The organism is Hyalangium sp. (assembly GCF_045802625.1).
Taxonomy (GTDB): Bacteria; Myxococcota; Myxococcia; order Myxococcales; family Myxococcaceae; genus Hyalangium.
Genome location: NZ_JBJMQP010000118.1, coordinates 30,982 through 53,023 on the forward strand (window position 1 = coordinate 30,982; position 22,042 = coordinate 53,023).

Annotated in this window: 18 protein-coding genes; 8 read left to right on the forward strand and 10 right to left on the reverse strand. The window is 70.3% G+C overall.

Going from position 1 to position 22,042, the window contains the following annotated elements; all coding sequences use genetic code 11:
* Positions 1 to 280 precede the first annotated feature (280 nt).
* The 8 genes from ACJ8AT_RS22060 to ACJ8AT_RS22095 form a co-directional block, all read right to left on the reverse strand.
* The gene (locus ACJ8AT_RS22060; RefSeq protein WP_407739772.1) at positions 281 to 2,185 is read right to left on the reverse strand and encodes an OmpA family protein; all 1,905 of its coding nucleotides are present in this window, start codon (positions 2,183 to 2,185) and stop codon (positions 281 to 283) included.
* Positions 2,186 to 2,416: 231 nt separating this feature from the next.
* The gene (locus tag ACJ8AT_RS22065; RefSeq protein ID WP_407739773.1) at positions 2,417 to 5,284 is read right to left on the reverse strand and encodes a GAF domain-containing protein; all 2,868 of its coding nucleotides are present in this window, start codon (positions 5,282 to 5,284) and stop codon (positions 2,417 to 2,419) included.
* A gap of 124 nt (positions 5,285 to 5,408) precedes the next feature.
* Positions 5,409 to 5,969, reverse strand: coding sequence for a Uma2 family endonuclease (locus ACJ8AT_RS22070; RefSeq protein WP_407739774.1), 561 nt, complete (start codon positions 5,967 to 5,969; stop codon positions 5,409 to 5,411).
* A gap of 74 nt (positions 5,970 to 6,043) precedes the next feature.
* Positions 6,044 to 6,796 carry a hypothetical protein gene (locus ACJ8AT_RS22075; RefSeq protein ID WP_407739775.1) on the reverse strand — a complete coding sequence of 251 codons (753 nt, stop codon included), beginning with the start codon at positions 6,794 to 6,796 and terminating at the stop codon, positions 6,044 to 6,046.
* 37 nt (positions 6,797 to 6,833) lie between these two features.
* The gene (locus ACJ8AT_RS22080) at positions 6,834 to 7,007 is read right to left on the reverse strand and encodes a hypothetical protein (RefSeq protein ID WP_407739776.1); all 174 of its coding nucleotides are present in this window, start codon (positions 7,005 to 7,007) and stop codon (positions 6,834 to 6,836) included.
* A 114-nt stretch (positions 7,008 to 7,121) separates the two neighbouring features.
* Positions 7,122 to 7,982 (reverse strand): tryptophan 2,3-dioxygenase, encoded by an 861-nt coding sequence (locus ACJ8AT_RS22085; protein WP_407739777.1) that lies wholly within the window; start codon positions 7,980 to 7,982, stop codon positions 7,122 to 7,124.
* A 215-nt stretch (positions 7,983 to 8,197) separates the two neighbouring features.
* Positions 8,198 to 8,701: a cell wall protein gene (locus ACJ8AT_RS22090; RefSeq protein ID WP_407739778.1), complete on the reverse strand. Its 504-nt coding sequence runs from the start codon at positions 8,699 to 8,701 to the stop codon at positions 8,198 to 8,200.
* A 135-nt stretch (positions 8,702 to 8,836) separates the two neighbouring features.
* Positions 8,837 to 9,334, reverse strand: a complete 498-nt coding sequence (locus ACJ8AT_RS22095) for a hemerythrin domain-containing protein (RefSeq protein WP_407739779.1) — start codon at positions 9,332 to 9,334, stop codon at positions 8,837 to 8,839.
* 221 nt (positions 9,335 to 9,555) lie between these two features.
* On the opposite strand from ACJ8AT_RS22095, the gene ACJ8AT_RS22100 reads away from it, so the two are divergent.
* The 5 genes from ACJ8AT_RS22100 (at position 9,556) to ACJ8AT_RS22120 (ending at position 13,177) form a co-directional block, all read left to right on the forward strand.
* Complete coding sequence (locus ACJ8AT_RS22100) at positions 9,556 to 10,278, forward strand: lysophospholipid acyltransferase family protein (protein WP_407739780.1); 723 nt, start codon at positions 9,556 to 9,558, stop codon at positions 10,276 to 10,278.
* The gene (locus tag ACJ8AT_RS22105) at positions 10,271 to 11,131 is read left to right on the forward strand and encodes an alpha/beta fold hydrolase (protein ID WP_407739781.1); all 861 of its coding nucleotides are present in this window, start codon (positions 10,271 to 10,273) and stop codon (positions 11,129 to 11,131) included. The genes ACJ8AT_RS22100 and ACJ8AT_RS22105 overlap by 8 nt, the downstream gene beginning before the upstream one ends.
* Before the next feature lie 27 nt (positions 11,132 to 11,158).
* A complete protein-coding gene (locus ACJ8AT_RS22110) occupies positions 11,159 to 12,094 on the forward strand; it encodes a proline dehydrogenase family protein (RefSeq protein WP_407739782.1) in 936 nt (311 codons plus the stop codon).
* 118 nt (positions 12,095 to 12,212) lie between these two features.
* Complete coding sequence (locus ACJ8AT_RS22115) at positions 12,213 to 12,548, forward strand: SPW repeat protein (RefSeq protein WP_407739783.1); 336 nt, start codon at positions 12,213 to 12,215, stop codon at positions 12,546 to 12,548.
* Positions 12,545 to 13,177 (forward strand): hypothetical protein, encoded by a 633-nt coding sequence (locus ACJ8AT_RS22120; RefSeq protein ID WP_407739784.1) that lies wholly within the window; start codon positions 12,545 to 12,547, stop codon positions 13,175 to 13,177. The genes ACJ8AT_RS22115 and ACJ8AT_RS22120 overlap by 4 nt, the downstream gene beginning before the upstream one ends.
* Here the strand turns inward: ACJ8AT_RS22120 and ACJ8AT_RS22125 are convergent.
* Positions 13,086 to 14,081, reverse strand: a complete 996-nt coding sequence (locus ACJ8AT_RS22125; RefSeq protein WP_407739785.1) for an SDR family NAD(P)-dependent oxidoreductase — start codon at positions 14,079 to 14,081, stop codon at positions 13,086 to 13,088. The two genes, ACJ8AT_RS22120 and ACJ8AT_RS22125, sit on opposite strands and share 92 nt — an antisense overlap.
* A 209-nt stretch (positions 14,082 to 14,290) precedes the next feature.
* Between ACJ8AT_RS22125 and ACJ8AT_RS22130 the strand changes: the two genes are divergently transcribed.
* From ACJ8AT_RS22130 to ACJ8AT_RS22140, 3 genes are all read left to right on the forward strand, one after another.
* Complete coding sequence (locus tag ACJ8AT_RS22130) at positions 14,291 to 14,932, forward strand: hypothetical protein (protein ID WP_407739786.1); 642 nt, start codon at positions 14,291 to 14,293, stop codon at positions 14,930 to 14,932.
* Between the two features lie 89 nt (positions 14,933 to 15,021).
* Positions 15,022 to 16,104: an AmmeMemoRadiSam system radical SAM enzyme gene (amrS, locus tag ACJ8AT_RS22135; protein ID WP_407739787.1), complete on the forward strand. Its 1,083-nt coding sequence runs from the start codon at positions 15,022 to 15,024 to the stop codon at positions 16,102 to 16,104.
* A 171-nt stretch (positions 16,105 to 16,275) separates the two neighbouring features.
* Positions 16,276 to 19,938 carry a protein kinase domain-containing protein gene (locus ACJ8AT_RS22140; protein ID WP_407739788.1) on the forward strand — a complete coding sequence of 1,221 codons (3,663 nt, stop codon included), beginning with the start codon at positions 16,276 to 16,278 and terminating at the stop codon, positions 19,936 to 19,938.
* A gap of 388 nt (positions 19,939 to 20,326) precedes the next feature.
* Here the strand turns inward: ACJ8AT_RS22140 and ACJ8AT_RS22145 are convergent, their stop codons facing one another.
* Positions 20,327 to 21,994 (reverse strand): sigma 54-interacting transcriptional regulator, encoded by a 1,668-nt coding sequence (locus ACJ8AT_RS22145; RefSeq protein ID WP_407739789.1) that lies wholly within the window; start codon positions 21,992 to 21,994, stop codon positions 20,327 to 20,329.
* Positions 21,995 to 22,042: the final 48 nt, after the last annotated feature.

Consider the following 22,042-nt stretch of genomic DNA (forward strand, 5'->3'; position numbering starts at 1 on the left):
GCGGAGCGCATTCAAGGCCCTGCCGCGCTCCGTCACAACAGGCGCCGTACGTGGCCCCTGCTCCCCTGGCTGATCCATGAAGGGGCGGGCCATGCGGGCTGCCGTTGCTTTGAGCCCCTCGGGGCCGAGCGGTTTCCCGGCTCTGATCAACCCGTGGGAGCCCCAGCGCTTGGAGCCCCAGGGAAATGAAAAGGCCGAGGCCCCATGCCGGTTCATGGCATGGCACCTCGGCCTCACCCCACGGAGCCCCGGTCTGAGAGCCGGGGTCCGCGCTGGGGGACTACTTGGTCTGCGGGGCCTGCTGCGTGTCGCCGTTGTAGTGGGTGATGAACTCGACGCGGCGGTTGGCCGTGCGGCCCTCGGCGGTGGTGTTCGGCTGCACCGGGCGATCGGCCCCGAAGCCCTTGGGCTCCAGGCGCTCGGTGGGCACGCCCTTCTTCACCAGGTAGTCACGCACCGCCTCCGCGCGCTGCTGCGACAGGGTGCGGTTGGTCTCCGCCGAGCCGGCGTCGTCCGTGTGGCCCTCGATGGTGACCTTGGCGATCTCCGGGTGCTGGGTGATCACCTTGGCCATCTGGTCCAGCAGCGTGTTGGAGCGCTTCTGGACGGTCGCCTTGCCGTTGTCGAAGTACACCTTGTCCTTGATGTCGATGCGGTCCTGCTTGATGACGACCAGCTGCTTCTGCGCGGCAGGGCAGCCCTGGTTGTCGGCCGGACCCACGTCGTTCGGGCAGTTGTCCAGGTGGTCCGCCACCCCGTCCTTGTCCGTGTCCTTCGGCGCGCAGCCCTTCAGCTCGGGGATGCCAGCCTCGTTCGGGCAGCTGTCCTGCTCATCCAGGATGCCATCCTTGTCCGCATCCTTCGGCGGGCAGCCCTGACGGTCCACCGGGCCGGCCTCGTTCGGGCACTTGTCCGCCGAGTCATCCAGGCCGTCGCCGTCCGTGTCCGGGCAGCCGTTGCGATCGGCCGGGCCCTTCAGCGTCGGGCACTTGTCCGCCGAGTCCTGCACGCCGTCGCCGTCCTGGTCCGGGCAGCCCTGCGCGGAGGCCGCGCCCGCCACCGCCGGGCACTTGTCGGCCGAGTCCTCGATGCCGTCCTTGTCCTGGTCCTTGATGGGGCAGCCCTTGGCGTCCACCTTGCCACCCTCGGTGGGGCAGGCGTCGTCCCGGTTCTTCACGTTGTCGTTGTCGTCATCCAGGTCCGGGCACTGCTTGGGATCGTGCTTGCCGCCCGCCACGCACTTGGGAGGCATGCCGCCGAAGGCCGCGCCCATCATCACGCGGAAGTTCGGGTTGCCCAGCGTGTCGCCGAAGCCGGCGCCGCCCAGGGCGAACACCTCCACGTCATCCGAGAGGGGGCCGCGCACGCCCACCAGCGTCTCCGCGGTGAGGAACTCCCGGCCGAACGGAATCCACATGAGGATGTCCGCCTCGTAGCGCACGCCCTCGCCGACGGTGGCCACCGTGGCGCCCAGGCGCAGCCGGTTGTAGGCCTCGTTGTTGTCGCCTTCGCCAATGGTGACGCGCGGGCGCAGGTCGGCGCCGAGCTCGAAGCCGGCGCGCAGGCCCTCGTTCTCGCGGCCCACCATGATGCGGGGGATGGCGCGCAGCGTGTTCTCACGCGCCAGCGCGTCCGCGCTGCCAATGGGGAAGCCCACGCTCACGCCAGCCGCCAGGTCCACCGGGACGTTCTCCGACTGCTGGAGCACGCCGATGTTGAAGCTGGCGATGGGGGTGCCCAGCTTGAAGCCGCCCTCGGGCGCACCGAAGGGCGTGTTGGTCAGCGAGCCCTCCTCCTGGCTGATGATGAGGGGCACCTGCAGGCCCACCTCCAGCTTGTCCCCGAGGCCGTAGGCGGCCACGATGTGGGCGGTGGTGCGGTGGCTGACCAGCGTCACCTCACGGAAGCCGCTCTCCGTCGACGCATCGACGAGCTCGGGCGTGAGGGGCTTGTTCTCATAGTGGCCGATGAGGGCCACGCGGGCGCGCCCGCCCGGCAGCAGCTGGCCGGAGTTGATCAGCAGCGAGCCGGCGCCGCTGGGGTTGAACTCCATGCGCTCGAGTTCGAACTCCGGCAGGCCCGCGGGCTGTGCCAGAGCGGTGGTGCTCAGCACCAGCGCGGCAAGGAGACTGAGGCGGGCCGCGGGGGCGCCCGTTAGCGTTGTGAGGACAGTGGGTCGGTTCATGCGGTCATCCATCTGAGCAGCGGCGATGGCGTTGGGGTGGCGCTACGGACCAGGGGCTGCTCCCGGTCCATACCAGGGCGCGCACACAAGTCGAGGATTCATCAAACGTCCAGCGAAAAACCATGTTTGTTGCCCCCCTGGGTACGGCTGTACCCCACCGCCCCAACGGGTTGAGTCTCCGCTGCAAAGCGTCACGAGCGGCCCGCGCCACGGCGTGGGAGGGGTTGCGGGCTACACGCGTGGCAGCTCGAGGATGAAGGTGGAGCCCTTGCCGGGCTCGCTCTCCACCCGCAGGGTGCCCCCGTGGGACTCGGCGATCTGCTGGCAGATCCACAGCCCCAGGCCCAGGCCTTGAATGTGGCGGGTGGACTCGGCGCGCTGGAAGCGCTGGAAGATGCGCGGGAGATCCTCCGAGGTGATGCCATAGCCCCCGTCCTGGACGGACAGGCGCGCCAGGCCCGGAGCGCCCTCCACGCGCACCCGCACGGGCCGGCCCTGGCCGTACTTGGCCGCGTTGGACAGCAGGTTCATCACCACCTGCTCCAGCCGAAGCCGGTCCCACGCCCCCACCACGGGCTGCTCGGCCTCCACCCGCACCTCGCTGCCCACCCGGGCAAACTCCTCGGCCAGCCGGGAGACGCCCTCGCGCGCCAGGGCGGACAGGTCCACCTCGGTCCGCTGTAGCCGCAGCTGCCCCGCGGAGATGCGCGACACGTCCAGCAGATCCTCCACGAGCAACCCCAGCCGCTCGCCGGTGCGGGCCACGCGGTCGGCGCGCTCCGCCAGGCTCTCGGAGCCCCGGGCCTCGTGGGCCATGCGCGCGAGGATGCGCAGCTGGAGCAGCAGCGCGTTGAGCGGGTTCTTCAGCTCGTGGCCGGCCACCGACAGGAAGTCATCCCGCAGCCGCAGCGCCTGGAGCGCCGCCGCGTAGAGCCGCGCGTCCTCGATGGCCAGCGCCGCCCGGCTGGCGATGCTCTCCAGCAGCAGCTGATCATCCTTCCCATAGGGCCGGCGCGCCTCGCGCAGCACCATGAGGCTGCCGCGCGCGCGCCCGTGCGATACCAGCGCGACCAGGAGCAGGCCCTGAGGCCCGTAGCGCTCCAGGTAGGGCCGCAGCGCCGCCGTGGGCTCGGCGCCCTCCACCGCCGCCACATCCAGGGAGGGCAGCAGCAACGTGTGGCCCGTGGAGACGGCGGCTCCCTGGAGCCCCTCGCCCACGCGCAGCCGCGATCGCACGGCCTCCTCTAGAAGGCTCCGCGCCGCCGGATCCTGGTGATGCACCGCCGCCAGCTCCAGGGACTGCCCATCCTCGGAGACGAGCTGGAGGACACACCCCTCCCCGATGGCCTCGGCCACCTCGCGGGCCAGCACCCCCAGCACCTGCGCCAGATCCAACCCGGCCTCGGCGACGAGCTGGCTGACGCGCACCAGCAGGTGGAGCCGCGCGGCGCTCTGGTGGCTCTCCTCCTCGGCGGCGCGCGCGGCGAGGAACAGCCGCGCGTTGTCCATGGCGAGGGCGGCCCGGCGCGCCAGCTCCTCGGCCAGCGCCACGTCCTCCTGGGTATAGGGAGGCTTGTCCTCACTGCGCGCGAAGGAGAGCGCGCCGAGCGTCCGCTGGCGCGCGATGAGCGGGGCGGTGAGGAAGGAGTGGATGCCGAGCCCCTGGATGGCCTCCAGCGTGCGGGGCTCGCTCACCCGCTCCGCGAGCTGCTCCGGCGTCATCCGGGGCTCGAGGACGGCCTTGCCCTCGCGCAGGGCCTCCAGGATGGCCGGGCGCTGGAAGCCCGGCGGGATCGCCCTCAGCTTCCGAGCCACCTCCTCGCGAGCAGGGTCCACATGCAGCACGGCCAGCCGCCGCACCTCCTGGCCCTGCAAGGCATCCACGATGGAGATGTCCGCGAAGGGCCCCACGGCCAGCCGCGCCACCCCCTCCACCGTCTCCTCCCACTCCAGCGAGCCGGACAGCATGACGCCCGCATCCGCGAGCAACCGCAGCCGCTGCCCGGCCGCCTCCGCCTCGAGCCGCGCCAGGTGCTCGCGCTCGTAGAGCAGGGCCCGCTCCAACGCCAGCCCGCACTGGCGCGACAGCCCGAGGATGGAGGCCTGCTCGGGCGCGGTGAAGCGCCGGGGCGTCCCGAAGCCGAACGCGAGCACCCCCATCACCTTGCCCTCGGCCAGCAGCGGCAGGAAGGCGAAGGCCTGCTGCGGCGCCATCCCCCGCCGCGAGGCCAGCTCCGGGTAGCGGGCGCGCAGCTCCTCGGGAGACTCCAGCCACACCGGCGCCGCGGTGCGCGTCACGTCATGTCCGGGCATCATCATGCCCATCGGCAGCCGCCGGAACTCCTCCTCCAGCTCCGGCTCCAGCCCCACGGCCGCCATGAGCTCCAGCTCCCTCCCATCCGGCGCGACCATGTGCACCACCCCGGACAGCGCGCCCACCGCGGGCAGCCCCAGATCCAACACCACCCGGGCCACCTCGCCGCGGGTGAGGGCCCGGCCGAAGCCCTCCGTCACCGCCTGGAAGCGGCTCAGCCGCAGCACCTCGGCCTGCTCCGCCTCGGCGCGGGCCCGAGCGACGGCGCGCCGAAGCGCCTCCACCATCCGGTCCTTCGTCAGCGCGATGCCGGCCAGCTGCGCGTACAGCATGAAGCGGCGCAGCTCCTCCTCCCGCGGGGCATGGGGCTCGCGGAACCAGCCCACCAGCACTCCCGCCCGGGTGCCCTCCGAGATGAACACGGGGACGGCCACCAGCGCCCTCCACTCCAGCCGCTCGCGCAGCGAGGGCTCGGTGTTCAGCAGCGCGTCGGATTGCAGCTCACCCGCTCCGTATGGCTGGGGAGCCTCCATCGTCCCCAGGGGCTGGCGCATGAGCAGCACCGCGACCGCGGAGGCCACGTCCTCGGCCAGCCCGGGAGTGACGCAGGTGCGCAGGGTGCCATCCTCGTCCTGCCAGCTCGCCGAGCCATGGCTCGCGCCCAGGGTCGACACCGCCGAGCGGACCACCTCGTCGAGCACCGCGCGCACGGAGGGCGCCGCTGCGAGCTGCTCCAGAGCGCGTGCCATGCGCTCCACGGCAGCCACGAGCTGGCTCTCGGACATGGGCATGCCTTCCCCCTCTCGGAACCGCAGGAGCCCCGGACGGCCGGGATTCTCCCACGAGCGGGCCCGAATTGCCGAATCCTCCCGGTGATCGTCGAATGGAGGATGGAACTCGCGGCCTCCGTCACTCCTCCCAGAGCACGCGCAGGGACAGCTCGAGCGCATCAAAAGGCTCGGCACGCACAGAGGCCTCATCCACATGGGTGCCGAGCAGCACATAGCGCGGGCCCTCGAGCCGGAAGATCTCCAGGGTGCGCAGCTCCGGATCCACGAGCCAGACATGGTGCACGCCCTCGCGGGCATAGGCCGGGAGCTTGGCGCTGCGGTCTCGCTTCTCGGTGGAGGGAGAGATCACCTCGCAGACCCAGTCCGGAGCCAGCGTCAGCGCCGCCACCCGAGGGAGCTTCGGCATGTGCTCGCGGCGCCAACCCGCGAGATCTGGCACCAGGACGTCGCCGCCCAGGTGGAGCTCGGGCTCATCGAGGATGATCCAGCCACCAGGACCGCCCCGCCCACGCTGAAAGGGTCCGACGAGCTCAGCTCCAAGGCTGGAAGACACCAGCGCGTGAGGAGTCGCCGGGCGGGGGCTGGCGTACAGCTCTCCGGCGATGATCTCCCCCACTTGGTGGGGAGGGAGTGCCTCCAGATCTTCATAGGTGGCGGGGCGCCGAGGCTTCTGGGACATGAGTGCTCTCGCGGCTGTCATGTGCGGTACCCTACCGCACAGGTCTGACAATGGAAACCTACCTGCCAGGTCTTCTACCCCCCGCCAGGCGCTCCGAGCGCATCACTGAAGTCCATCTGCGACATGAGGCTGGCGCGCAAGGACTCGGCACAGGCGGGAGCCGCCTTGGGGACCAGGGTGCACTGGCGCTCGGAGATCGGCCTGGGCCCGCTGGCGGCACGCTCGAGGCGATCGTTGTAGGCCTTCCAGTCGTCCTTCGAGAGCTTGCGCGTGACATCCCCCGTCTCCTGCACGTGGGCGGGAGCGCTGGCGGCGGTGGCCTGGGCCTGCTTCTGGTACTGGCTCAGCTTCTCCTGAAGCCCGGGCGCCAGCTTCGCGTATGCATCCAGCGCGGTGGAGATGGCCTTCCAGTCGCCGCGCGCCCACGCATCCGCGTAGAAGCCGCGCCAGGCGTACTGCCGCTGCAGACACTCCTGCTCGCTGCTGCCGTAGCCGGTGCCCATGGAGCGCTCGCCCGTGGAGGGATCCACCCAGTTGGCCTCCTCCACGGCGGCGCAGGCGTCGGCCATCCAGCGGTTGTAGTCGGCCTGGAGCCCCATCCACTCCTTGAACTGGGCCGGCTCGCTCTTCTTGAGCGGGAGGAGGACCTTGTCGAGCGCCTTGTTCATCGCCTTCTTGAGACACTCGGAGCGGGCGCCCTGCTGGGCCTTGAACTCGACGTTGGAGTCCGGCTCCTTCTTCGGCGCCGGACAGGCCTTGTTGGCCCAGGCCTCGACAGACGGAGGGTTGGTGGCGGACAGCACCAGGGCGAGCGTGAGCGAGAGCATGCGAGAGGGTTTAGCAGGGATGGGGCGGGCCCGGCTCTCAGCTCGGCTCGTGCGGCGGGAAGATGACGGGCTTGCCGGGGCCCGGCGCATCATCCGGCAGGTTGCCGATATGCCCCGGCGTGGGCACGGGCCGGTCTCCCGCCTGGCGCTTGAGGCGCTCTTCATCCTCCGGCAGCCGCGGTTCGGGCGTGGGGTGCTCGTGCTCGGCCATGGTGGGCTCCTCCTTGAAAATGAAAAGGTGGACGAGCCTTCAAGGTAGGGCGCGGCGGAAGAGCCGGCCCGGACGCATGGCTCCCCTCCGGGCGGCCCAGGCGCCTGGCTCGCCTCAGGGCCGGTGGGGCGGCGGCGGACGCAGCTCGGTGCGCACGTCCCACAGCTCCGGGAAGAAGCGCGTGTCCAGCGCCCGGCGCAGGAACGTCACCCCCGAGGAGCCCCCCGTCCCCTGCTTGAAGCCGATGATGCGCATCACCGTCATCATGTGACGGTAGCGCCAGAGCTGGAACCGCTCCTCGGTGTCCACCAGCTTCTCGCACATCTCGTAGGCATCCCAGTGCTGCTCGATGTCCTCGTAGATGCGGCGGAAGACCTCCACCACCTGCGCGTTGCGCTCGTAGGGCTGGCGCCAGTCGCGCTGCACGTGGTCCTGCGGAATGGGGTGCCCCTTGCGCGCCAGGTGCCGGAGGAACTCGTCATACAGGCTGGGAGACTCGAGCAGCCGCTCCAGCTCGGCGTGCTGGGGCGGCACGTGCTTGAAGGGCCCCAACGTCTTCTCGTCCTTGAGGCCCAGCAACATCTCCACCGCGTGGTACTGGAAGCTCTGGAAGCCCGAGGCCTGCCCCAGCGCCGCGCGGAACTCCAGGTACTCGTTGGGCGTGAGCGTCTCCAGCACGCTCCACTGCTCGAAGAGCATGCGCTGGATGTGGCCTACTCGCGCGAAGATCTTGAACGAGGCCTCCAGCTTGTCCGCCTGCACATAGCGGATGCACGCCGTCAGCTCGTGGATGAGCAGCTTCATCCACAGCTCGCTCGTTTGATGCTGGATGATGAACAACATCTCATCATGGTGGGGCGGCTGCGAGCGCGGCACCTGCGTGGCCAGGAGCCGCTCCAGCTGCAGGTACTCCCCATACGTCGTGTGGCCGGCGAGATCCATGTGGATGCCGGGCTCCATCTCACGCTTGTTCATGAAGGGAGCATTCATGCCCCCAGGAGCCCACCCGGCGCAACACTCCGCTCGCCAGAAATCCGAAAGAAAGAGGCCGGGGGACGCGCGTCGCGTGTCCTCCCGGCCTCGTGCCGTCGAGCGCCCGGTCACCCTCCGGATGGGTCTCACCTCCTTGGGAAGTGAGACTTCATCCCGAAAAACCGTGTCTCAACGTTTCATGTCTCACGACCCACGTATCAGGTTGAGCTCCCCTGAGCGGCGGCGGCCAGCGCCTTGGCGGCGGCCCGGCCACGGGGCAGCTTCACATCCTCCACGCTGTTGGGCGGCGCGTAGTCCACCCAGGAGGAGGGACGGCGGTTGGTCTTGGTCAGCATGCGGAGCTTCTGGTAGTGCGCCGCGCAGTAGCCCTTGGTGCGGCTGGGCGAGCCACAGCCAATGATGGCGCACTCGCGCGCCCCATCCGTGGACGGCTTGCGGCCCCGGCGCTTGCCACCGGCCGCGGGCACCGGGCCCGCCGACTTCGCCGGACGCCCAGGCCCCCGCTTGCCAGTCTTGGCAACCTGCGCTCCAAACAGCGGGGCCATCGCCGCGGCGACAGGCGCCAGACGCTCCGCTACATCCCGCAGCGCATCCAGATCCGACGTGCCCGCTTCCAGGCGAGAAATCACCTGGCGCAGCGGCTTGAGCTGGACCTCGATCTCATTGCGAATCATCTCTCGGAACGCTTTGTCGACAGACATCTTAGGGGAACCCCTTAGTGGTATGTGGAAATGTGTGTTAAGCCAGTGAATCAAAAGCGCGGACACGCTTTGAAAGCCTCAATAGCTCTCAAGAGAGCGATTGTCGAATCTCTTTATAAAGAGTTGTGTCGCGAGTCAGCCATCCCCGAGGGGTTCTTCGAGCAAGGGCTGGTTACCTGACAGGCTGGGTGCCCCCGAGAGCAACTGCTCGCGCAGGGTGGAGAACGCTCGGCGCAGCTCGTCCTGTTCCCCTGGCTCCAAGATGGCGAGGAGGAGCGGAAAGGTCTCCACCTCCTCCTGGCGCGCGTGAGCGACCACCAGGTCCTCCAGGGCGGTGAGGCGGGCCCACCACTCCTCGGCCTCGGGCTCGAGCTCCTCCAGCTCTTCCATGAGCTCGCGCAGGGTCAGGTGATCCTCCGCCTCTTCCCGGGCCCGGGCCCGTCCCTCCACTCGGGCGAGCAGCGGGTAGAGGTGACGCTCCTCGAGCTGGGCATGCACCCGGAGCAGCGCGAAGAGCGCCTCAAGCCGCTCGCGCCGCGTGTCGGGCTCGCCCCGGCTCTCATCGGCCTCGAGGGCCTCGATGCACTCCTCCAGCTCCCGGTGTTGCTCGGCGAGGATGTCGAAGGGTCCCATGGCCTCTCAACCATCAGCACGATGCGCACCCGGGACAACGGGCCGCGGGAGGTGTCAGCACCGCAGCCAACAGGCGCCGGGGGCGGAGGCCGTCTCTGTTTTCTCCCAGCCTCGAGCGGGCTGGCTCCCAAGGGCCTGCGCGGGGAGGGCTCGTCTGGCTGCCAGGTCTGGCAATGAGAGCAGGCTGCCAGCACGCACGCCCATCCCCATCTTCCTTCCCCGTGAAGGCCCTGTTCACGACCACCCGCCGTGCCGTGTTCCGTCTGGCCGAGGCGGGGGCCACGCTCTCAGCGCTGTATCACCGCGCCCGATTGCTGGGAGCCGAGCACCTGCCAGCCCAGGGCCCGGTGCTGTTGGTGGGCAACCATGGCGTGTGGGGCTACGAGACTCCGGCCTTCTTCCACCTGGTGCACCAGGCCACGAGCCGCTATCCCCTGGGGCTGGCCGAGCGAGGCTTCTTCCGCATTCCGCTGATCCGCACGGTGCTGCCGTGGCTGGGCGGAGTGGAGGGCACGCGAGACAACGCGCTGGAGGCGCTCCACCAGGGAAACCTGGTGGTGTGCTACCCGGGCGGAGCGCGGGAGACCTTCAAGCGGCCGCAGGGGCGCTACCTGCTGCGCTGGGAGACAGCGCTGGGCTTCGTGAGGCTGGCGGCGCAGGCGGGCGTTCCCATTGTTCCGTTCGCGGGCTTCGGGGTGGATGACACCTTCTTCTACCCTCCGGGCGAGGAGCGGCTGGGATTACAGCTGTCCGAGCATGAGAAGTACCGCCTGCCGCTGGTGCTAGGGCTGGGGCCGCTGCCGTTGCCGGTGCGCCTCACCTTCGTCGTGGGCCAGCCGCACGAGCCTCCTCCCGCGAACGCGCCCGAGTCGCGGCTGATGGCTTTCCGGGATCGGATCGCCGCCAGCGTGGCGCACCTCCTGCTGCGAGCCTGCCATGCTTGAGATCCTGAACTCGCCCAGGCCCCGCTTCGTCCCCGAGCCAGAGGAGATCCAGCCAGGCTATGAGCTGCGGCTCGAGGAGCGCCAGGTGCGTGGCGCGGCGGTGCGCCTCTTCACCTTCCCCAACGGCAGCGAGGACGTGGCGCGCACGGTGGTATGTCTGCCAGGGCTTGGCGCCTCGGGACGCTCCTTCGCGCCCATGGCGCCGCTGGCCTCGCACCTGCGCCTGCTCTTGTGGACACCCGCCCTGCGCACGCCGATGACACACTCGCCGCTGGAGTGGAACGTGGCCTCGCTGGCGCACCCGGACGCGGGGCTGCCCGAGCGCTTCGCGCTGCTGGGCTCGTCCTTCGGCAGCATGGTGGCCCTGGCCTTCACCCTGGCCTATCCGGAGCGCGTGCGAGCGCTGGTGCTGGTGTCGCCGGTGGCCAGCGTGCACCGCGTGCGGCGCTGGGCGCTGAGCCTCTCCACGCTGGTGCGCATGCCCAAACCTTTTGCCTATCTCTTCGCGCCCACGGTGGCCCGCGTGCTGGGCGGCCAGCACCTGCCGCCCGAGGGCCGCGCGGAGATTGTCCGTGAGGCCCGCCGGCTCTCCCCGCTGGAGCTGTTGCGCCGGCTGAAGGATGTGCTGGCGGCGGACTATCTGGCGGGGCTGGAACAGCTGCGCGTGCCCACGCTGATCATCCAAGGCGCCAGAGACACGCTGGTGCCGCTGCGCTACGCGCGAGATGTGGCCCGGAGGATTCCTGGCGCGCGGCTGGAGGTGCTCCGGGAGGCCAGCCACCTGCCGTACATGAGCCACTCGCAAGCCTTCAACGCCTTCGCCGGTGACTTCCTGTTGCAACACCTTTCCTGAACCCTGGACACCTGCTCTTCGAGACCCATGACCGCCGCTACAGACCTGTCCCGCTCCGCCCTGCTGTTCCTCTCGCGCCGCCAGGGATTGAAGGATGTCGCCACCCGCCTGGGCCCGCTGCGCGAGCTGGCCGGGCGCTTCATCGCCGGAGAGACGCTGGAGGCCGCGGTGGACGCGGTGAAGGTGCTCAACGCGCAGGGGCTGATGGCCAGCTTCGACCACCTCAACGAGGCGGTGCGCAACGAGGACGAGACGCGCGAGGAGATCCGCGAGTACCGCCGGCTGCTGGCGCGCATCGACGCGGTGGGCGTGCGCGCCAATGTGTCGCTGAAGCTGACGCAGTGCGGGTTGATGCTCGACCGGAGACTGGCGCTGGAGAACGCGCGGACGGTGGTGCGAGAGGCCACGGCCCGCGGCTCGTTCGTGCGCGTGGACATGGAGGAGAGCACGGTGACGCAGGCCACGCTGGACACGGTGCGCGCGCTGCACGCGGAGTTCGGCGAGGAGCGCGTGGGCGCGGTGTTGCAGAGCTACCTGCGGCGCACGGAGGCGGATGCGCGGGCCTTGTGCGCCCAGCGGGTGCGCATCCGGCTGTGCAAGGGCGCCTACCTGGAGGGCCCCGAGGTGGCCTACCAGGACAAACGGGACGTGGACGCCAGCTTCCTCCGGGTGATGCGCGTGCTGCTCGACAGCGGCGTGTATCACGGCATCGCCACGCATGATGAGCGGATGATCGACGCCACGCTGGACTACGCGGCGAAGCAGCGGCTGCCCACGGGCGCGTTCGAATTCCAGATGCTGTATGGCATCCGCAGAGACTTGCAGGTGCGGCTGGCGCAGGCGGGGTTTCCAGTGCGCATCTACGTGCCCTATGGGCGCTACTGGTATCCCTATTTCATGCGCCGGCTGGCCGAGCGCCCCGCCAACCTCTGGTTCGTGTTGAAGAACCTGATGAAAGGATAAAGCCCCTCCCAGGAAGAGGGTGCGGCGTGCCGAGCGCCTGAGCCTCCGCACAGCTCCTTGCAAGCCCGCCGCCCCGCCCCTCACCTTGTGTTGGGCACTTCACGAGGAGGGCTGCCTCATGTGGGCTCGCTGGTTGAGCTTTGTCCTGGGCGTCTGGCTCTTCGTCGCGCCCCTTGTCTTGAACTACGCCGAGCGGGCCGCGCGCTTCAATGAGATCCTCGTGGGCCTGGCCGTCGCCATCGTCTCCCTGGTCGCCGCGTCGCTCCCGGCGCTGCGCTTCGTCAACGTCGCGCTCGGGGGGTGGCTCCTGCTCGCGCCGCTCATGCTCGGCTATGGCGACAGCACGCTGCCCACCGCGCATGACATCATCCTCGGCGTGCTGATCATCTGTGCGTCGGTCATGTCCTCGCAGGGCCCGGCCGTCCGCACCCTTCACCGTCCGGTGCAGCCATGAGCGGCCTGAGCCCGTCCCTTGTCCGAGGAGCCTCCGCGGGCGTTGTGGGCACCCTGGCGCTCGGTGGCTTCGCCTTGGTGCGCAACGCAGCGCTCGGGCATGTGCCTCCTTACGCCGCGCGACGCATCGCCGCCCGGCTCGTGGGCCGTGTCCTGCATCGCCGCGTGCGGCCTCGCGAGGCGCTCGTCTGGAGCCTGCTGCTGCGCGCGAGCTATGGCAAGGGGCTGGGGATCGCGTGGTCACAGCTCCGCACGGCGCTGCCTCGCTCGACTCTCATGCGGGGCCTGATTCTGGGCGCGGGCGTGTCGACGCTCGAGCACCTCACCTTCCCCCGGGTTCACGCCACCCTCCCGCCCCGGACGTGGACTCGCGCCGAGCATGTCTTCCTCGTGGCGCAGACGCTCCTCTTCGGGCTCGTCACGGAGGCGAGCCTCTCCGCCATGGAGCGCCTCCGGCTCTCGCCCGTCCGCGCGCCTGCCCACGAGCCTGGGAGCGAGGCGCTCCCCTCGGGCCGCTCCCCGGGTTCGCCCTCGCGACCTACCGCACGGCCCGGACCAGCTCGCGGGCGCCCAGCGCCGCTCCTCCGAGCGCCCCGCCCGCCAGCGCCACGAGGCCCGCGGCGGCCGTGAAGCGCTTCCACCGAGGCGTGGGCGGCACGCTCCCCCGAGGCCCCACTCCCTGAGGCACCGGGTGGAAGAGGCTGCCCTCGGGGCGATCCACCGGCTTCTCGCGCATCTGCAGCCGCGCGCCGAAGTGCCCCATGAGCCACTTGCCCACCTGCGGCACGAACTGGTTCATCCAGAGGATCAGCCGGCCCTGGAGGAACACGGGCACCGCCGTCTGCCCCGGCCGGCGCGCGCACTTCACCACCGCGCGGGCCGCCACCTCCGGCTCGTAGGTGGGCGGCACCGGCATGGGCGCCAGGTGGAACTGCGTGGGCGCATGATCGAACATCGGCGTGGCCACCGAGGGCACCAGCACGTTGGAGACGTCAATGCCCGTGCCGCGCAGCTCGAGCTCCAGGCACTGGGCCCACCCGAACGTGGCGTGCTTGGACGCCGTGTACGAAGCCAGCAGCGGCGCGCCGCCCTTGGAGAGCATGGACTGCACGTTGAGGATGTGGCCGCTGCCGCGCTGCCGGAAATACGGCAGCACCGCGCGCGCGAAGCGCATGTAGCCGAAGCAGTTCACCTCGAAGGTGCGGGTGATGTGCTCCCACGGCAGCTGATCAAAGAACCCGTAGGACTGCACCGCCGCCACGTTCACCAGGATGTCGATGCGGCCGTAGTGCTCCACGCACGCGTGCACCACGCGCTCCACGTCCGCCTGCACCGTGACGTCCCCGGGGGCCACCAGACACTCGCCGCCCGCGCGCAACACCTGGGCCTGAAGCTTCTCGAGCGCCTCCACGCGCCGCGCGGTGACGCACAGCCGCACGCCCTGCTCCGCCAGCCGCAGCGCGGACTGCCACCCCACCCCGCTCGAAGCGCCCGTCACCAGGGCCACCTTGCCTTGCAGATTTTCGCGAGCCATTCCCGTCCCCACTCCGCTGGTCCGACTCCGAGGATGGGCAGGCCTCGGCAGAGAGGACAGGCCTTCATTCCCACGGCTCGGCCGTCTGCCTGCACGACGAGCCACCGGTGTGGGCCCTGGGCCGCTGGAAGTGCCCACCATTGAACGCACGCAGCCTCATCTTCCGGCCCCGCTGTCCGGCCCTGACGGAGTAGGCTGGCCGTGGCTCGATGAGCGACGACTGGGTAGACCTGCTGAACACGGATCCGCGCGCCTACCGCGGGCGAGTCCTTCACTTCGCCCGCACGGACTGGCATGCCCTGCGCGAGCACCGGCTGAGCCTCTCCGAGGGGCAGTACCTCCAGCACCTGGAGGCCCTGTTTCCTCCGGAGGAGTCAGGCCCGGGAGACCGCTTCGAGCTGAGCTGGTGGTGGCCGGGCGAGCGCCCCCACTACACGCTGCACCTGCGAGGCCAGGACGGCATGCGCCACCCGCAGGCGGTGGACCACGTGGGCGCCCTGCACGAGCGCGCCGTGCTCGCCTGGGTGCGGAGCTCCACCCGCCAGCGGCAGATGGATCCCTGGGGCATGCACATCGGCTCGCCGCCGCCGTACCGTCCGCCGCACGAGTTCCTCGAGGCCTGCCTGGCCGAGTTCCCCGGAGCGCGCCTGGCCTCGCTGCAGTTGGAGCACCAGGAGGGCTATGTGGATCCGCCCAACGCCGTCGTGGAGCCGAGCATCCACGTGGATGCGCAGCTGATGACCACCGACGGCGGCATCGTCATGGTGCACCTGGGCACGTGGCCGGCGGATGAGTTCGAGCGGCTCGGCGAGTGGAAGCGCGAGCTGCTCAGCCACACGCAGGCAGGCTGAAGCTCCAGGGCGCGAGTAGTGAGGCCGAGGACGATTGAGAATGATCGCTGTCCGTGGCCGGTTATCCCAGGATGGGAGGAGGACCGGGCGTGAGCCTCGAATATCCAGGGCGGTGGTGGCACGTGCTCGACGACGGGCGCATCCAGTGCGACCTATGTCCGCGCGACTGCAAGTTGAACGAGGGCCAGCGGGGCTTCTGCTTCGTGCGCCAGCGTTCGGGGGACCAGATGGTCCTCACCACGTATGGGCGCTCGTCCGGGTTCTGCGTGGACCCCATCGAGAAGAAACCGCTCAACCACTTCTACCCGGGCAGCAGCGTGCTGTCGTTCGGCACCGCCGGGTGCAACCTGGGCTGCCGCTTCTGCCAGAACTGGGACATCTCCAAGTCCCGCGAGTTTGATCGGCTGATGGATCAAGCCTCGCCCCGGGCCATCGCCGAGCGCGCCCAGCAGCTGGGCTGCAAGAGCGTGGCGTTCACGTACAACGATCCGGTCATCTTCGCCGAGTACGCCATGGACGTGGCGGACGCCTGCCACGAGCGCGGCATCCAGACGGTGGCGGTGACGGCCGGCTACATGCACCCGGAGCCCCGCCGCGAGTTCTACGCGAAGATGGACGCGGCGAACGTGGACCTGAAGGCCTTCACCGAGGACTTCTACCACCGCATCACCTTCTCCAAGCTGCAGCCCATCCTCGAGACGCTCGAGTACCTCAAGCACGAGACGCGCGTGTGGTTCGAGCTCACCACGCTGCTCATCCCCGGGCACAACGACTCGGAGGCGGAGCTGACGAAGCTCTCCGAGTGGGTGCTCGAGAAGCTGGGCCCGGACGTGCCGATCCACTTCTCGGGCTTCCACCCGGACTTCAAGATGATGGACGTGCCGGCCACGCCTCCCGAGACGCTCCAGCGGGCGCGAGCCCTTGCCCGGCGCGTGGGCCTGCACCACGTGTACACGGGCAACGTGCACGACGTGGAGGGAGACACCACGCTCTGTGGCGGCTGCGGGGCCTCGCTCATCGTGCGCGACTGGTACCAGCTGCTGAAGTACCGGGTGACGGCCGAGGGCCAGTGCCCGGACTGCGGCGCTCAGGTGCCGGGCCGCTTCGATGCCTCGCCGGGCGCATTCGGCCGCCGCCGCATCCCCGTGCGCATCCAGGCCTCGGGGGCGTAGCGCTCCCGGCTCCTTGGAAGGCAGCCATCCGGGCGGCCACCCGGACTTCACTTTCGGTCCGCCCTCCTGCGCAGAGAGCCCTGCATCAGGTATGACTGGAATCCCGGCACGTGGTGACACGTGTCCCCCCCTCTCTCACCTCGCGATGCAGCCCCTTTGGAGCCGGCGCTCATGGCAGTAGACCCCGAGGAAGAGCTGCGCATCGCTGTGGCCGAAGGCCTCATCTCCCGTGAGGAGTCCCCGGCGCTGGGCGAGGAGGCTCGCCGCCTGGGCCGCGGCCCGCTGCAGCTGCTCAAGGAGCGGGGGCTCCTCTCCGACGCCGAGCTCGCCGAGCTCTCCTCCGAGCTCCGCACCGCCGACGCCGCGATCGACGCCACCCCCACCTTCATACCGCTCTCGAAGACGGGCGAGGGCGCCGACACGCTCGGGCCCGCCCTCACCCTGAAGGATCGCGACAAGGTGGATCCTCAGTTCCCCGTGCCGGGCTGGGACCGGTATGCGGGCGTGCGCTTCCTGGGGCAGGGCGGCATGGGCCGGGTGTTCCTCGCCTATGACTTGCGCCTGCGCCGCAACGTCGCCCTCAAGTTCGTCAAAGGCGATGACGCGGAGCTCGTCCGCCGCCTGCTCACCGAGGCCCGCGCCCAGGCCCGCGTCGAGCACGAGCGCGTCTGCAAGGTGCACGAGGTTGGAGAAGTCCAGGGCAAGCCCTACATCGCCATGCAGTTCGTCGACGGCCTGTCCCTGGGGCAGCTCGCGGACGAGCTCACCGTGGAGCAGAAGGTGCTTTCGCTCCGGGATGCCGCCGAGGGCGTCCACGCCGCCCACCGCGCCGGCCTCATCCACCGGGACTTGAAGCCCTCCAACATCCTCGTGGAGTGCACCGAGGACGGCCGCCTCAAGCCCTTCGTCATGGACTTCGGCCTGGCCCACGACTGGAGCGAGAAGGGCTCCACCAATACGGGCTCGGTGCTCGGCACCCCGCACTACATGTCCCCCGAGCAGGCCCGGGGCGAGGTAGAGCGCCTGGACCGCCGCGCGGATGTCTACAGCCTGGGCGCCACGCTCTACTTCCTGCTCACCGGCCAGCCCCCCATCCCCGGCGCCAACGGGCTGGAGGTGCTCAACAACATCGCCACCGTCGAGCCTACGCCTCCGCGCTCGCTGGATCCGAACATCCCCGCGGACCTGGAGGCCATCGTCCTCAAGTGTCTGGAGAAGGACCGCTCGGCTCGCTACGACTCGGCGCGCGCCCTCATTGAAGAGCTGGACCGCTTCCTGGCCGGCGAGCCCGTCCAGGCCCGCTCCACCGGCCTGGGGTACCGGCTGCGCAAGAAGGCCCGCAAGCACCGCGTGGTGGTGAGCGTGGCCACCGTGGCGCTGCTGTCCGTGAGCATGGCGCTCGGCTCGGCCATCTACACCCACTCCCAGGCCACCCAGCGCGAGGCGCTCGTCCGCGGCCTCACCGAGAAGGTCGAGCACATCGAGGCCATGGCCCGCTACTCCGGCCTGTCGCCCCTGCATGACACGCGCGAGGACCGCGAGGAGATCCGCGCGCAGATGGCCGAGCTGGAGGCGCAGATCCGCGAGGCCGGAGCGCTGGCGGTGGGCCCGGGCAACTACGCGCTGGCCCGCGGCTACCTGGCGCTGGGCGACGAGCCCGCGGCGCGCGAGCACCTGGAGGCTTCATGGCAGGCCGGCTTCCATGATCCGCGCGTGGCCTACTCGCTCGCCCTGGTGCTGGGCCACCTGTACCAGGATCAGCTCCTGGAGGCCGAGCGCCTGCACAGCATCGAGGAGCGCCGGCGCGACATCCAGGCCCGCTACCGCGATCCGGCCATGGCGTGGCTGCGCCAGAGCCAGGGCGCGGATGTGCCCTCCACCGACTACGTGGCCGCGCTCATCGCCTTCTACGAGGACCACTTCGACGAGGCCCTGGCCCGGCTGGACGCCATGGGCAACCGCCTGCCCTGGTTCTACGAGGCCCCCCAGCTCCGAGGAGACATCCTCCAGGCCCGGGCGGCGCGGCGCTGGAACCAGGGGGACCGGGACGGGGCGCGCGCCGACTTCGAGGCCGGCCGCCACGCCTACGCCGCCGCCGCCGCCATCGGCGAGAGCGTCCCCGCCGTCCACGCCGCCCTGGCCAAGCTGGAGTACACCGCCCTGCTCATGGAGCTGTACGGCCAGGGCGAAGTGCTCCCGGCCTTCACCCGGGGCATGGAGGCGTTGAAGCGCGCGCTCCAGGCCTCACCGGAGGACCCCGCGCTGCTCATCCTCCAGGCGCGCTTCCACCGGCGGCTGGCGGAGTACCAGGTCAACCACGGCGAGCAGGCCGAGGCCTCGCTCCAGGCCGCGCTGGCCGCGGCCCGTGAGGCCCTGGAGCGGGGGCAGCCTCCCCGAGAGGCCCGCGTGGAGCTGGGGCGCATCTTCTTCCAGTGGGCCCAGGCCCGCCTCAACCAGAGCCAGGATCCCAGCGAGCAGCTGCTCCAGGCCGAGCAGGCCCTGCGCGCCATCCCCCCGGAGGGCCGCGACTACGGCTACCACTCCACGCTGGGGCTGGTCTTCTCCGTGCGCGCCCAGCACGCGGAGGCCGTCGGCGCTGCCTCGGCCGAGGCGCGAGGGCAGGCCATCGAGTCCCTGCAGGAGGCCGCCCGGCTGGAGCCCCGCCTGCCGGATGGGTGGATCAACCTGGGCAGCAACTACTTCAAGCGGGCCTCCGGCTCCCTCGAGTCCGGCAAGCCGGCGGAGCTGGCGCGGCGCGAGGAGGATCTGCGGCAGGCCTGGCAGGCCATCCAGCACGCCATGGAGCTCAACCCCAAGCACTGGGTGCCCTACTACTACGGGGGGCAGATCCACGAGCTGCGCGCCGAGCTGCACCGCTGCGGCGAGGAGGGCTCGGCGCTGCTGGCCACCGCGCTGTCGCTCTACCGCAGCGGCCTCTCCATTGATCCGCGGCTGGCCTACTTCCACAACGGCGTGGGCCTGGTCCTGCTCAGCCAGGCCCAGCGAGCCTGGGAGTCGGGCGGCGAGCCCTTCGCGCTGCTCACCGAGGCCCAGCAGGCCTTCTCCCAGGCCATCCAGCTGGCTCCCGGCCAGCCCTTCGGGTACCGCAACCTGGGCGAGGCGTGGTTCTGGCGCGCCACGTACCAGGAGAGCCAGGGAGACGACTCCAGCGCCAGCATGCGCACCGCCCTGGCCTCGTTCGAGCAGGCCCTCGAGCGGGCCCAGGACAACGCGGACTATCAGGTGGACCTGGGCCAGAGCCTGGCCCTGCTGGCGGAGTCGGAGCTGGAGCGCGCGAAGGATCCCCGCCCCGAGCTCCAGCGCGCCGAGAAGGTGCTCCAGGAGGCGCTCGCGCTCAACCCTCAGCACGCCAATGCGTGGCTGGCGCTGGGCAAGCTGCGCGCGCTCCAGGTGCGCTGGCGGACCCAGCACGGACAGGGACGGGAAGAGGACTTCGAGCAGGCGGCGGGGGCGTACGAGAAGGCCCTCGCGCTGGCACCCGCCACCTCCGAGGCCCGCCTGGGCTTCGGCGCGCTGCTCTCCGCGTGGGCGGTGCATGAAAAGGATGCGGGCCGCGCCCCAGCCCCCCGGCTAGAACGCGGCCTCGCCTTGGTGGAAGAGGTACTGTCCAGCTGTCCCGACTGGCCGCGCGCGCTGCTGTTGCGCTCGAAGTTGCGGATGATCCAGGCGGACCTCGAGGTCCGCGCTGATGAGCAACAGGCGTGGCGGCTGCGAGCCAGGGACGACCTCTCCCGGGCACTGCAAAGCAATCCCCACCTCACCCCGTCGATGAAACGCTCGACCGGGGCTGTGGCGGACGGGACGGCGGATTAGCCAGACACCACGGGAACATCGCCGTTCTTGCTGCCACCGGCGGACGACGTGTCGCCGCTCGTGTCGCCCGTCTGCGTGGTGGTGTTGGTCGTCGTATCGGTCTCGTTCGCCATGGTGCTACCCCCTGTGTTGTGAAGCTGGTTTGAAAAGTGGAAGAGGCTCTCACCCCCCTCGAGAGCTCGCCACCCCCTGCCCGCTCGCCCCTCTTCCTCAGCGACAGGACCCCAAAGCAATGGCGATGCCAGCGGTAAAGCCCCGGAAACCGGGTCGCTTTTCCGGCTCTGTCCCATCTATCGGGCAGCCAACACTCTCGCGCGTCGGGTTCCGACACGTCGGACGGCCCGACTCGACACGTCGGCGGGCCGTCGACACGGGCCTGCACTGAGGATCAGGTCTCGCCGGACCCCAGGCCCAGCTCCTTGATGCGGCGGCCCAAGGCCCGCTTGGAGACCTCGAGGCGCTGCGCCATGGCGTCCAGGTCTCCGGCGCACTCCTGGAAGCAGCGGGTGATCTCCTCCACGGTCAGGTCTCCCGCGGTGCGGATGTTGGGGCTCTTGTCGATCAAATCGTAGATGGAGGAGCGGGGGATGCCGAGCCGGTCCGCGGCGGCCTTCAAGTCCCACGCGCTCTCGCGCAGCGCCGCGAGCAGCTCCGGCCCGGCGACCTCCGAGGCCCTGCGGCGGGCCGTAGGCTTCGGCTCGCCCGAGGGTTTCGGCTCGCCCGAGGGTTTCGGCTCCCGCGAGGGCTTCAGCTCCCCGCTGTCCGAGGGCGCGGGCCCGGAGACGGGGCGGCCGGGCCGGGGCTCCACGGAGGACTCCAGCTCCTTCTCCAGCCGGGGATCCAGCCGCAGCCGCGTATGCCCTCGGCTGCCGATGATGAGCTGGCGCGTCAGGTTGCGCAGCTGCCGGATATTGCCCGGCCACCCGTAGCGCACCAGCCGCGAGGCCAGCGGCGCCGGCAGCCACGGCTCGGTGGACGAGTCCTCCGGCTTGAGCCGCCACGCCTCGCCGATGGACTCCAACTCCTCGCGGGCGAAGTGGTGGAACAACAGCCCGATGTCCTCGCGGCGCTCCCTCAGCGGCGGCACCCGGACTTCATAGCCCGCCAGCCGGTGCAGCAGCGGCGCCTTGAAGCGCCCCTCCTGAATCTGCCGCTCCAGCTGCGCGTCCGTGGCGGCGATCAGCCGGACATCCACCTTCACGGGGGTGCGCTCGCCCACCGGGTAGATCTCTCCCGTCTCCAGCACCCGCAGCAGCATCACCTGCACCTCGGGCGGCGCCTCGCCCACCTCGTCGAGGAACAGCGTCCCATCGTGCGCCGCCCGGAAGAAGCCCTCGCGATCCTTCACCGCGCCCGTGAAGGAGCCCTTCGCCGCGCCGAACAGCTCCGCGGCCGCCAGCTCCTTGGGGATGGCCCCCAGGTTCACGCTGAGGAAGAGCTTCTCGCGCCGGGCGCTGTGCTGGTGGATGGCTCGGGCGATGAGCTCCTTGCCCGAGCCCGTCTCTCCCCGGATGAGCACCGGCACGTTCAGATCCGCCACCTGCTCGATGTGGTGGCGCACGTTCTGGATGCCCACGCTGCTGCCCACCATGCCCAGCGCGTCCACGGGCGCGCTCGCCGAGGGATCCGCCCAGTGCAGCAGCAGCACCACGCGCTCGGCCAGCTCCAGCGCCACGCCCTCCGCCAGCTCCTCGGGGGAGAACTCCCAGGAGCTCTTCAGCGCCTCGCCCGCCAGCGTCAGCTTGATGCCATCGCCGGGGGACACCCGCACGCTGCCGGCCGGGCCCGGCGAGAACACCACCGGCTTGCGGCTCAGGAAGGGATCGGCCAGCGGAGTGCCCAGCATGGCATCCGGGCGCATGAAGTCCGGAGCGTTCCGGGACACGGCCACCTCGCGGCCCGAGAGCAGCTCGTTCAACAGCAGCCGCTGGCCCACGCGGTGGGACATGGGGTGCGAGACGAGGGTCAGCGCCGGGACGAGACGCGGGGCCGGCTCGCTGATGTTCCGCTTCTTGAAGCCGATCGTCGACTCGTCGGCATAGCTTCCCGCGCTCATGGGGTGGTCTGCTCCGGCTGGCTACCGTCCGAGAGTCGGCACTGTACC